We start from the raw sequence: 12,423 nt of genomic DNA, 5'->3' as shown, positions 1-12,423 counted from the left end.
TGGTGTCCTCGTTGTCGGAGGACACCATTTGTTTTATCTTTCGAAGTAAGTGTATCCCTGCAAGCCTATTTTGTAAGCTTGAAGTATTTCTCTGCGCTGTGCCGGGGTTATTTTCCCTGTGCGTACGGCGTTCTCCGCAGTTTCACGAAAACGGGTCAGAAGGTATTTGGTGTCGTATTCTACATAAGAGAGAATTTCTTCCACCGTGTCTCCTTCCATCTCTCCGACAAAGTCGAACTCGCCATTATCGCGTATCCTGACTGTCACGATATTTGTGTCACCCAGCAGGTTATGCAGATCGCCGAGTGTTTCCTGATAGGCCCCAACAAGGAAGGCTCCGAGGTAGTACTCGGCGTTTTCCTTCAGGACATGCAGAGGCATCGTTTTTTTAACGCCCTGACTATCGATGAACCTGTCAATTTTACCGTCACAGTCGCAGGTTATGTCTGCCAGAATTCCTTCTCGTGAAGGTCTTTCGTTCAGACGATGCACCGGCATAATGGGGAATAGTTGACCTATCGCCCAGGCATCCGGAAGAGATTGAAATACACTGAAGTTGCAGTAGTATATGTCTGAAAGAGCATGCCCGATACCTTCCAGCTCATGAGGAAGAGTTGGCAGATCTTTCGCCAGAATAGCTATGCGGCGGATTGTCTCCCAAAAGACATTTTCGCCCATGGCGCGTTCTCTGAAGGATATCCTGCCGCTGCTGAATGCTTGCCGGACTTCGTCGCGGTAGTACAGGATATCGTTAAAACATTCCTGAATATTGCGCAGGTTCAGAGTTTTCAACGCATCAAATAAGTGTTGAATGTGAATATTTGTATCTTCGGGAAGCGTCTCCGGCAGAGGTTCCGGTTCGAAGTGTGCGGCATCCAGCACATTGAAGAGCAGCATTGAATAGTATGCTACTACCGCACGCCCTGACTCGGTGACAATTATCGGATGATCCACTTCCTGCTCGTCAAGCACGGTCATTACGCCTTCAACAACGTCGACGCAGTATTCGTTTACAGAATAGTTGCGGCTGCTCATGAAGTTGGTCTGAGTTCCGTCGTAATCAACTGCCAGACCGCCACCGAGGTCGAGGTAGCGCATATTAGCTCCTTCACCGACCAGCCCCGCATACACGCGGCTTGCTTCGGATACAGCTCCGCGAATATCACGGATATTGGGGATCTGTGAACCGAGATGGTAGTGTAGCAGTTGCAGACAGTCTAACATTTCCGCTTCACGCAGACGATCAATTACATCAATGATCTGGGTTGCATTCAGTCCGAAGATCGAACGGTCTCCGCCAGACTCTGACCAGAGGCCGTTTGCCTGTGAGGAAAGCTTGACCCGAACTCCCAGTATAGGCTTTACGCCTTTTGTCTTGGAGCGTTCGATGATGAGAGCCAGTTCACTTGGCATTTCAACAACCAGAACACACTTGAAACCGAGCTGGGTTGCGTGCAGACCAAGGTCTATGAATTCCTCATCCTTGTAGCCGTTGCAGATGAGCACTGCTTCAGTGTCTCGCATCATGCCCATAGCTGCGATGAGTTCAGCCTTACTTCCGGCTTCAAGACCATGATGGTATTTTTTACCGTGACGAGTCACGGCCTCTACCACCTGCTGTTGCTGATTGACCTTTATAGGGTATGCCCCGAGATATGCCCCGCGGTAGCCGAGGCTTCCGATGGCAGAAATAAAGCTTTCGTTAAGCAGGGATATCTGGGTGTCGAGGATATTCTCGATGCGCAGAAGGACAGGCATGCCCAATCCGCGTTCTTGAATGCCGGCGATTATCTCCGGTATGCTGACCGCATGATCGAAATGACCGGGGTCGGCAGAAACCTGAAGATCTCCATTATCGGAGACGCCGAAGAATCCAGCGCCCCATTCGCGGACGCCGTAGAGTTCTGTAGACCGTTCAGCGGTCCATCTTTCCAGTGTATGGGTCACTCATAAATCCTCCATATGAAAAGTAAATCGGGGGTGCTCCCGTACCGGGTAGTTGGAAAACAAAGTGTTTTTCAACTGTCAGAAAACGGCATTTATGGACGGTAGCAATAAATGTCAATACGAATAATAACAAAATATAATTTTCAACAGTCGTGCCCTTGTATTTATTGACTATTTATCAAAAAAAATAACTATACAAAGAGATTTAAACTGAGAGTGTTCTTCTTCTTATTATAATACATGATATTATCAGAAAGTCTTTGTTTAATTTAATGCATATTTGTAAGGTGTTAGGTCGTATGCTACTGTGATATTTTTTTTAATAATTCCGGAAACATCTTTTTAATGATTGCCGAAGCATCCTGTGTAGCCATTATGGCTGCGAAATCGCTTGTGAACGGTTTTAGTTCATCAATTAATAACGGAATAGTTTCTACACAGGCATGAGCTGGATGAAATGGGGCGGCAGACGTTGATCCGGGATTTGGTTCAGATGAATTGGAAGTGGAGTTCGGAGGCGTAAGTTCATAATCCGGAGAATTCTGGTAAAGGTCGCATGATACTTTCCATGCAACCTGCAAGTCGCGGTATGCATATCTATATTCGTGTAATTTTATGTAAGATTTTCCTCTAAGCATGAAAGCTTGTGCTTTGGTAATAGCCGATGCGTCCGATTCAATTACATGATTTAATTGCTGTACTGCTTGTTCATATTGTCTTTCACTATTCAGTTCTATGGCCGCATTGATGGGATTGCCGAAGTATGCGCATCCGCTGAAAAGTACAGATGACAACGCAAGGTGTGTTGCGAATTTTACTATGTGGATCAAAAACGAGCGGACTTTTATCATGATCCCTCATTATTATTTAGCCTGTGGCGTGGCTTCTGTCTTTGGCATTGTTGTTTTTCAGGTTGGGATTAATGTATTTGGTCAATAGCTCAGAAGATTGATCCTCTGTCATAGTTATGAATTTTACACCGACTCCCTCTAAGTTGTCTTTTGTTGATTTTGTCCAGCGGATTCCTACGTATATAGGTAGTTTGTTGGAAATATTGTCGAATCTTAAATATATAAAATCCTGATCAAAAAGATCTACATCTGTATTAATAAAGCAACCTGATTCAGAAATGTTTTGGATAATTCCATTAAAACTATTGGCCATTGCCGGATCATTTTCAGAGCTTATCAATATTGGAATATTAACTTCTACCCTTTCATTTATGCGGGTCATAGACCTGGTTTTTTCTCTGCAACATAGTTTAAAATTTGACGGATCGTCGACAAAAACGGCTTTGTTGGATTCAATTTTAGTTCTTATTAACGGTCTTTCAGCGCTGATAGAGAAAATTCTATTGCGTTCATAAATTGGTGTTTTCATTACTTTTGGGATGTCGAGAATCAGTCCTGCAAATTTTTCTTCAAGTACTTCGTTAAGGAAGAGGTCTAAACTTGCACAATATTTTATATTAAGATCATTAGTTACTTCTGATTTTTGGTAATGTTCAGGGTTATCGACAAAGGCTATAACAGGAATTTTTTCATCGGTAAGCATTAGAATCTCCTGAAAGTTAAAAGCTGAATGATTGCACCGTACTCTGTTTCATCAAAAAAGTAACCCCGAGTTCTATTTAAAGAACCCGGGGTTATTAAGTTTTTCTGTGACGATTTTGTTACGCGAAATCTAAATTTCAAATAACATTTCAAGATCATCTCGAGTGAGAGACTTGAGTGCTGATTGACCGGGAATAATTGCGTCCGCAACACTTTTTTTCATTTCCTGCAGTTTAAGAATTTTTTCTTCAACTGTGTTTTGACAGATCAGCTTGTAAGCAAAAACCTGTCTCTTTTGACCGATACGGTGAGTACGGTCAGTTGCCTGATTTTCAACAGCCGGGTTCCACCATGGGTCATAATGAATAACGTAGTCAGCTGAGGTCAGGTTCAGACCTGTTCCACCCGCTTTGAGGGAGATCAGGAAGATCGGGATTTCAGGAGTATCGTTAAACTTATCCACCTGCTCGAAGCGGTCTTTACTGGAACCGTCAAGATAGGTGAAAGGAATTTCTTTAATGGTCAACCATGAGCGGATGATATGAAGCATCTGCACAAACTGCGAGAAAACAAGAACTTTATGTCCGCCTTCTACTATATCAAAGATGAGGTCTTTGAAGGCATCAAACTTACCGGACGGAAGATTGGTTGAAAAACCGGGCATGTCGAGTTTGAGTAGTCTCGGGTGACAGCAGATCTGTCTGAGTTTGAGAAGTGCATCAAGGATGGACATCTGGCTTTTTGCCATACCTTTTTGATCAACATCTTTGAGAACCTGATCTCTAAGGCGTTTAGCCAGAGCATTGTACAGATCACGCTGTTCTTCGATGAGGTCGCAGTAATGAACAGTTTCGATTTTAGGCGGAAGGTCTTTCGCCACTTCAGATTTTGTTCTGCGAAGAATGAACGGTTTAACTCTGGTACGGAGGTAATCAAGAGCCTCTTCGTCACCGTCTTTGATCGGTTTAATTATGCCGCGCTGGAAAGCGTGTTGTGAACTGAGGAATCCGGGCATAAGGAACTCGAACAGGGACCATAGTTCAAATAGATTATTTTCAATCGGAGTACCGGAAAGGCAGAGTCTCATGTCAGATTTTAACTGACGCACAGATTTTGCGGTAATGGTATTCGGATTTTTAATGTTCTGTGCTTCGTCGAGAATTACAGATGTGTATTCCCGCTTGAGCAGTTCTTCAAGATCTCTGCGCAGTAATGCGTACGTCGTAATTACGATGTTGGATGTGCTGATCTGTTTGAACAGTTCTTCACGTCTGGACCCGTAGATAGTCAAGACTGAAAGCTGAGGAACGAATTTCTTAGCTTCACGCTCCCAGTTGGGAAGAACTGAGGTCGGAACAATGATCAGATTCGGTCCTTTTATATCTCTTTCATAAAGCGAAAGAAGGAAAGAAAGGGTCTGAATGGTTTTACCAAGTCCCATTTCATCCGCGAGAATTCCTCCGAAGTGGTATTCACGCAGGAAATTCAAGTAGCTTAAGCCCTGAAGCTGATATGGACGCAATGTCGCATCGAGACCTTTAGGAGGTTCAAGCTGTTTTATCTCTTCGAAATTATGAATTTTTTCCCTTAGTTTGACAAACTGTTCATCAGTTTTGGTGTCAGGAAGATCTTCAATAATTTTGTCCAGAATCGGAGTTTCGTATTGTTCATACGTAGCCCTTGGAGGCTGGTCCGGATCATACCCGAGAGCTTTAAGCTTGTGGCTCAGTTTTTTGAGCCAAGATTCAGGCAGACTTGTGTATGAGCCGTCTTTAAGCTGTACATAACGTTTACCCTGACTCCATGCTTCCCATATTTTATCGATAGGAACACGCTGGTCGTCATACTCGACAGTAATATCGAGGTTGAACCATTTATTGTCATCATCCGTATCTATTTCAGCAACTATTTGCGGTTTGGTTAATCTTACTTTGTAGCGTGTAAGGTTTTTTTCACCGTAAATTCTGTAGGCTTCAACTAGCTGCGGATAGAAATCAAGCAGGAATGTGATTGCAGCTTCCTGTTCCATGAACCATGTAGAATTGTTTCTCGGCTGGAAACCCATATCTCTGAGTTCAGAGAAAAGCATAGCCTCTTCATCCTGAGCGCGACGAACCAGATAAGATTTTTCTCCATCTTTATAACTGCCGGTTTGCAGATCAGGATTAGGTTCGGGCATGCTGACTTCACCATGCTCAGTCTCATATATATTATCGATCCTGATGGTCAGCAGGCTACCTTCTTCATTCAGGTAAAGCTTCGGATTGAAGCCTGCCGGAACAAAGAACGGTTGCATTTTTTCAAGAAATTCTTCGTGATCATAAAGGTCGGAAACAGGAATCTGTGTCCATACCCGATCAAGAAATTCAGGAATATCTCCGGGTGGAATTGAAGGATTCTGAATCCTCATTTCCTGTACAAGTTTAGGGTCTAAAGTTGTCTGGACAGGGTAGAATCCATGCTTCCAATATACCCATAGCGGTAGTCTGCCATAAAAGAAGACCTCATCATCATCCATAATAGAAAACGGAGGTTTGCCTTCATCGGAAAGCAGAATATCAAAGCTGAGACCTTCTTCTGCAAGCTGCGGAGATAATTTAAGCTGCATAGTCCGGCTTTCGATACGGATGGGAATGTCCGTGTCGCGCAGGAAAATGTAATATTCATCTTTTACGGCTCTGAAAAACCAGGCATGAAGGCCTGCCGGGATATCAACTCTGTGTCCGCGGTAGTCAAGATAATGGCCGATCTGTTCGGCTACAAGCGGAAGGTTGGGAGATGTTTCGCTCCATTCCGGATTTGCAATGATGCTTTCGAGATCAACTTCATTTTGAACCTGTGAAAGTCCTGATTTATTTTGTCTGGCTCTGAAAAATGACACCTGAAGCCGTTCCGGTTCAGGGTACATGCGATAAATTATATAATGTTTACCTGCTTCAGGTTCAAGTTCTGTAGAAAAAAATGATCTGAAATTTTGACGCCAGTCAGCCTGCTTGCTTGATTCCGCTTTTTCTTCTTCGGAATCAAGTGTCAGCAAAAGTTTTAAAGCTGCGGCACCGACATGTCTACAGACGCCGGAATAAGAATCCGGGCAATTGCAGTAATGGTTTATATTTTCTTCAGCCAGATTCAGTCCCAGTTCGGATGTGTATATCTGAAAGTCATCGCCTTGAATGGAAGAGTCCACATCCCAGTAGCGTTCACGTTTTTTTAAATCTAGCTTTTGTACTCCGCCGGAATTTACAATAGTGCGAGAGCCGTCCAGAATATATTCCGGAACGGTATTGGACACAAAATCTTTGAGTATCTTTTTTACGACTGCTTCTTCATTTTGAGACATCCTTACTTGGACCCCCGAACTCTATCTTTAGTAAGTAATTGCATAATGGTTGATATTGTTTATAATAAAGTGTTGTTTGGAATTTGCTTGTTACGGTGTTTCCGTAAGGTAAAAAAACGTTTTGGTCAATCCGTTACCACACATTGCTTGGCTTTTTAAGCACATTAGTCCATACTGTTTAGTCATAGCAGTTTAACTAATTTTATCAAATATTTTCTATAAAAAAACAAGGAAAACATGATTCAAAGTGTAGTCTGTTTTGTCTTATCCGGCTGTCTTTTATTTTTATCTTCATGCGGACAAGCCCCCGGGCAGGATGCAGAAAAAGGGACTTCTCTTGAAAGTTCTGTCACGTCCACGGAAAAAAGTGAGCCTGTTTACGGTGGGAGGCTTACTGAACCGATTCTTGCGGAGCCGATAAATCTTATTTCGGCCTTGTCTTCGGACAGTGCAAGCCATTCCGTAGCAAGCAAGTTATTTGTTTCTCCACTAAAGTACAACAAAGATATTGAATTAGTTGGTGAGGCAGCAAAATCTTTTGAGGTTCTTGATGATGGCAAGCTGTTAAAATTCACTCTGCGTGATGATATAAAATGGACTGACGGTGTGCCTCTTACTGCTGAAGATGTTGAATTTACGTATAAACTTATGATTGATCCTAATACTCCAACAGCTTACGCTGCGGATTATCTGAATATCAAAGAATTTAAGCTTACGGGTAAGTATTCATTTGAAGTTACTTATGATAAAGTTTTTGCCCGCTCGCTGATAACATGGGCGCATCATATTCTGCCCAAACATTTGCTTGAAAATGAGAAACTGACTGAAACTCGGTATGCCCGTGCACCCATAGGGGCGGGGCCATATAAGCTTAAGGAATGGATTCCCGGTCAGAGACTTATACTTGAGGCAAATGAGGATTATTTTGAGGGGCGTCCTAATATTGATGAGATCGTTTACAGAATCATTCCTGATCTTTCAACTCAGTTTTTAGAACTTAAAACCGGAAAATTGGACAGCATGGGGCTTACTCCTCAGCAGTATCTGTTTCAGACTGTAGGTAAAAGCTGGGAAAAAGATTTTCAGAAATTTAAGTATCTTTCTTTTTCTTATGTGTATCTTGGTTTCAATACGGAAAGTAAATTTTTTAAAGATGTCCTCGTGAGACGGGCTATTTCTTATGCTATAAATAAAGAAGAAATAGTTAAAGGTGTGCTTTTAGGACTTGGTTACCCCGCAATCGGCCCTTATAAGCCCGGTACATGGGTGTTTAATGATAAGCTTGTGCCGTATGGGTATCACCCGGAGAAAGCTATAGAGCTTTTGAAAGAGGCTGGCTGGTCAGACACAGACGGAGATGGCATTCTTGACCGTGAAGGAATCCCTTTTGCTTTTACTATTTTGACAAATCAGGGAAATACCTTGCGAATTAAGGCCGCAACAATTATTCAGAACCGTCTTAAGGATGTCGGTATTGATGTTCAGATAAGAACAGTTGAGTGGGCCGCCTTTATTAAGGAGTTTATTAATAAAGGGCAGTTTGATGCAACCATTCTTGGTTGGAATATCCTTCAAGATCCAGATATTTATGATGTATGGCACTCTTCAAAGGCCGTGCCCGGTGGACTTAATTTTGTAAAATTCCGTAACGCTGAACTTGACGAACTTTTGGAAAAAGGCCGTACAACTTTAGCTCAGGCAGAGCGTAAGGTTATTTATGACCGGATTCAGGAAATAATGCACGAAGAGCAGCCGTATTGTTTTCTTTACGTAGAAATGTCGCTTCCCATATATCAGAGCCGGATTAAAGGGTTGAAAATTGCCCCCGCAGGACTCGATTACAATTCAAACAGCTGGTGGATACCCACCTCATCCCAGAAGAAGCTCAGGATACAGCAATAAGATGATAAGAATTAATGAAATTACTGATATAGTCAGTACCTATATTGATGATCCTGATATGGATCTCATTCGGAGAGCTTATGTGTTCTCTGCGCGCGCTCACGAAGGACAGGTGCGTCTTTCAGGTGAGCCTTATTTGTCTCACCCTCTTCATGTTGCAAAGATTTTAGCTGATATGCGGATGGATGAACCTACTGTTGCAGCAGGTCTTCTTCATGATACAGTTGAAGATACAGATACAACAATTGATGAAATTGCGGATCTGTTCGGCGAAGAGGTCGCGGATATTGTCGACGGCGTGACCAAAATAGGGATGATGGATTTTGAGTCCAAAGCGATAGCGAAAGCAGAAAATATCCGTAAAATGATTCTGGCTATGGCTGAAGATATTCGCGTACTTATGGTTAAGCTTGCTGACCGTTTGCACAATATGAGTACTCTGGATTTCCAGAAGAGTTACAAGCAGCTTTTAATAGCTCAGGAAACACTGGATATTTATTCTCCGCTTGCTAACAGGCTTGGCCTGTACATGGTTAAGCGCGATCTTGAAGACCTTTGTCTTTACTATTTAAAACCGGATATTTACCAGAATATTACCGACGGCCTTGAACGCCAGCATACTCTGGGTAAAGAATATGTTGATAAAGTGCTGGGTCTTTTGCATGACGTTTTGGAAAGCAACGAACTCAAAGGTTCTATTAACGGTAGAACCAAGCATAAATATAGCATTTATAATAAAATGGTGCGTCAGGGACTTGAACTTGATGAAGTTCATGACATCATAGCTTTCAGGGTCGTAGTTGAATCTGTGAAGGAATGTTACGCAGTCCTTGGACTGGTTCATTCCATGTGGATGCCTGTTGCAGGACGTTTCAAGGATTATATTTCTATTCCTAAAGCAAATATGTATCAGAGTTTGCATACGACCGTTGTCGGTCCCGAAGGGGAGCGCATTGAGATTCAGATTCGTACTGAAGAAATGCAGAAGGTTGCTGAATATGGTGTTGCCGCTCATTGGCAATATAAAGAATCCGGCACTAGCTCTTCAAAACAGAATAGAGATGCTGAGCGTTTTTCATGGCTCAGGCAGATTATGGACTGGCAGCGTGAGCTTGAAGATCCTCGCGAATTTATGTCCTCGCTCAGGTTTGATCTGTTTAATGACGAAGTTTATATTTTCACACCCGGCGGTGATATTAAAGAACTGCCGGATGGCGCGTCTCCTGTAGATTTCGCGTATTCTATCCACACTGATGTCGGAAATCATTGTACGGGAGCTAAAGTTAACGGCAGACTTGTGCCGCTGACAACAGCTCTTAAAAATGGTGACACTGTAGAAATTTTTACTGATAAAAAACGTAAGCCTAGTCGTGACTGGCTTAAGTTTGTAAAGACTGCAAAGGCCCGTACCCGTATCAAGCATTACATCAGGACTGAAGAAAGAGAGCACTCTATCAGTCTGGCTAAAGAGATGCTTGAGAAAGAAGGCCGCCGCATGAATCTTAATGTCCCTAAAGCTGTCAAAGACGGTTATTTTGTCATGCTTGCGGATGAATTTTCATGTGGAAATGTTGATGATTTACTTTCAAATATCGGATATTCGCGAATTACTCCCAAGAAAGTTTTGCGCCGGCTTTATGCGGTAATCAACAATATTGAGGGTGAGCCGGAAGAGGCTGAGATCCATGAACCGCATGTAAATGAAGATAAGAGCCAGAATGTCGCTAATTCAATTGAGATTGAAGGCGTTGATAATGTTCTTATTCGTTTTGCCGGTTGCTGTACTCCGTTGCCCGGTGAACCTATCATTGGGTATATCAGTCGTGGGCGTGGAGTGGTTGTTCATGCCGCAACCTGTCCGAATGTAAAAAGCCTTGAGGAAGAACGCCTCTTAAGCGTTTCATGGTCCGGTGGAAAGGAAGAGGATTCTCATCCTGCGCAGATAAGTATCCGTTGTAAAAATATCAAAGGGCTGCTTGCAAAAATCTGTTCTGTTTTGGCTGAGCAGGACGTGAATATTGATTCAGGCACATTTAAGTCTGATGTGGATGGTATTTCATTACTGGAATTCACAGTAGAAGTTCGCGACCTCGGACATCTGCATCGCGCATTAAACAGGCTTAAAACTATTGATGCAGTGCTGGAAACGACAAGGATAAGTTGATTCTGCGTAAGTTAATAAGATAGCGTTTTAATTGATATTTAGCCCCCTTAAAGCAAGCTTTAAGGGGGCTTTATTTATTTGATTATTTCCGCAGCAGGGCGAACATTAATTGGATGCAGTGTTTCCATCTCAGACCATACATAGTTGTGGTGTTCTATAATAATTTTTGCTTCAAGATATGGTTTCTCGGCAGTGGTATGTGCATCTGATACTACCGTTACTTCAAATCCTTTGCTGGCGGCTTCGCGAACTGTTGTATCTACGCAAAAGTCTGTGCAGCATCCTGTTACAATCAGTTTTTTCACACCAAGCTTATTGAGTTGTTCTTCAAGATCAGTTTTGCAGAAAGAATCACAGCATGTTTTTTCAACGATTATGTCTGAGTCTTTTTTATGCATGGCGGGAAGAATCTGCCAGCCGTCAGAGCCATATTTAAGATCATCTTCTGCCGGAGTGTGGTGGCGAATAAAGATGACTGGAATGTTTTTTAGATGTGCATAATCTATCAGCAGGTTTATGCGTTCAATAATATTTGCTGAATCAAATCTTTTTTTATTCCCTTCAAATACGCCTTGTTGCATATCGATAACGAGCAGTGCTGTCATAATTATTCTCCTGTTTCTTTCTTCATAATCTATCGGTTTATATTTTTGAAATAAATTATTGTATCGCAGAATGAAAGTTTAATTTGAAGATTGGAGACAACTCTTTTTAATTCATATTTTATAATGTGTTGTGTGTAATTTACTGTATTTAAACAATAGTTTTAAACAAACGTTTGACTTTTGAGTGGCGTGTAGTTAACTTTTATTAACTCAAATTAATAAGAGGTTTTTAATATGGCTGATATATCCAAGGGACCGAAGAATAAAAAGTCACGGGGGGAAGAGACTCGCCAGCGGCTTTTGCTGGTTGGAGCAAGGTTGTTCGCATTGAATGGTTTCAGAGGCGTGAGCATGCGAAATCTTGCTATGGAAGCGGAGATAAATCTTGCCACGGTCGGTTATCATTTCGGCGGTAAACTTGGACTTTATGAGGCTATTTTACAAAGTATGATTGAACGCAGGAGCGAAATATTTCCATCATTGGAAGAAGTGCGTGAGCGTGTTGATATGGTGAAACAGAATAAATTTACAAAAAGTGATTTAGTTAAATGGTATTTCGGTTTCTTTATCAGGCGATCGGCAGGAAGCCAGGAAACGATGTGGGCTGCACTTATTATTACAAGAGAGCTTGCTGCTCCGAGTGAATTATATCCAATGCTTGATGAATATCTCTTTACTCCGACATTTGAGAGTTTGGGAGAGCTTCTTGCCGTTGCAATGGAGAGTCAGGTTTCTGAAGAAGAACGATTGATTGTAGGTACTGCCCTTATGGGAATGGTTCTAAAGTTTGTTAATCCGAAGGTACTTATGACAAGACTTGGCTGGGATGAATATACACCTGAAAATATAGAAATAATCACAGAAGTTTTGTGTAGAAGAGCAGTCTCCTTTGTAGGCTGTCAGGAATAGTGA

The 12,423-nt window shown here is 42.2% G+C and carries 8 protein-coding genes; 3 read left to right on the top strand and 5 right to left on the bottom strand.

The genetic code is table 11. The features are described from left to right. Nucleotides 1-33 precede the first annotated feature (33 nt). The 4 genes from speA to JEY82_RS14770 form a co-directional block, all read right to left on the bottom strand. Nucleotides 34-1,947, bottom strand: coding sequence for a biosynthetic arginine decarboxylase (gene speA / locus JEY82_RS14785; protein WP_304086952.1), 1,914 nt, complete (start codon nucleotides 1,945-1,947; stop codon nucleotides 34-36). 302 nt (nucleotides 1,948-2,249) lie between these two features. After that, nucleotides 2,250-2,798 (bottom strand): hypothetical protein, encoded by a 549-nt coding sequence (locus JEY82_RS14780; RefSeq protein ID WP_304086949.1) that lies wholly within the window; start codon nucleotides 2,796-2,798, stop codon nucleotides 2,250-2,252. Nucleotides 2,799-2,814: 16 nt separating this feature from the next. Continuing rightward, nucleotides 2,815-3,501, bottom strand: coding sequence for a PilZ domain-containing protein (locus JEY82_RS14775; RefSeq protein ID WP_304086946.1), 687 nt, complete (start codon nucleotides 3,499-3,501; stop codon nucleotides 2,815-2,817). 129 nt (nucleotides 3,502-3,630) lie between these two features. Continuing rightward, on the bottom strand, nucleotides 3,631-6,840 hold the full coding sequence (locus JEY82_RS14770) for a DEAD/DEAH box helicase (protein WP_304086944.1): 3,210 nt from the start codon (nucleotides 6,838-6,840) through the stop codon (nucleotides 3,631-3,633). A 237-nt stretch (nucleotides 6,841-7,077) separates the two neighbouring features. Here JEY82_RS14770 and JEY82_RS14765 point away from each other — a divergent pair, with 237 nt between their 5' ends. Together JEY82_RS14765 and JEY82_RS14760 are read left to right on the top strand one after the other, a co-directional pair. Beyond that, nucleotides 7,078-8,742 (top strand): peptide-binding protein, encoded by a 1,665-nt coding sequence (locus tag JEY82_RS14765; protein ID WP_304086941.1) that lies wholly within the window; start codon nucleotides 7,078-7,080, stop codon nucleotides 8,740-8,742. Nucleotide 8,743: 1 nt separating this feature from the next. Further along, on the top strand, nucleotides 8,744-10,906 hold the full coding sequence (locus JEY82_RS14760; protein ID WP_304086939.1) for a bifunctional (p)ppGpp synthetase/guanosine-3',5'-bis(diphosphate) 3'-pyrophosphohydrolase: 2,163 nt from the start codon (nucleotides 8,744-8,746) through the stop codon (nucleotides 10,904-10,906). A gap of 74 nt (nucleotides 10,907-10,980) precedes the next feature. Here JEY82_RS14760 and JEY82_RS14755 read toward each other — a convergent pair whose 3' ends face one another. Further along, a complete protein-coding gene (locus tag JEY82_RS14755) occupies nucleotides 10,981-11,511 on the bottom strand; it encodes a cysteine hydrolase family protein (protein ID WP_304086936.1) in 531 nt (176 codons plus the stop codon). A gap of 234 nt (nucleotides 11,512-11,745) precedes the next feature. On the opposite strand from JEY82_RS14755, the gene JEY82_RS14750 reads away from it, so the two are divergent. Beyond that, nucleotides 11,746-12,420, top strand: coding sequence for a CerR family C-terminal domain-containing protein (locus JEY82_RS14750; protein ID WP_304086934.1), 675 nt, complete (start codon nucleotides 11,746-11,748; stop codon nucleotides 12,418-12,420). The last annotated feature ends 3 nt before the right edge of the window (nucleotides 12,421-12,423 follow it).

Origin of the sequence: Maridesulfovibrio ferrireducens, from assembly GCF_016342405.1 — a bacterium.
Lineage (GTDB): Bacteria > Desulfobacterota > Desulfovibrionia > Desulfovibrionales > Desulfovibrionaceae > Maridesulfovibrio > Maridesulfovibrio ferrireducens_A.
The sequence above is the reverse complement of the archived record's forward strand: the minus strand, read 5'-3'. Positions and strand labels throughout refer to the sequence as shown.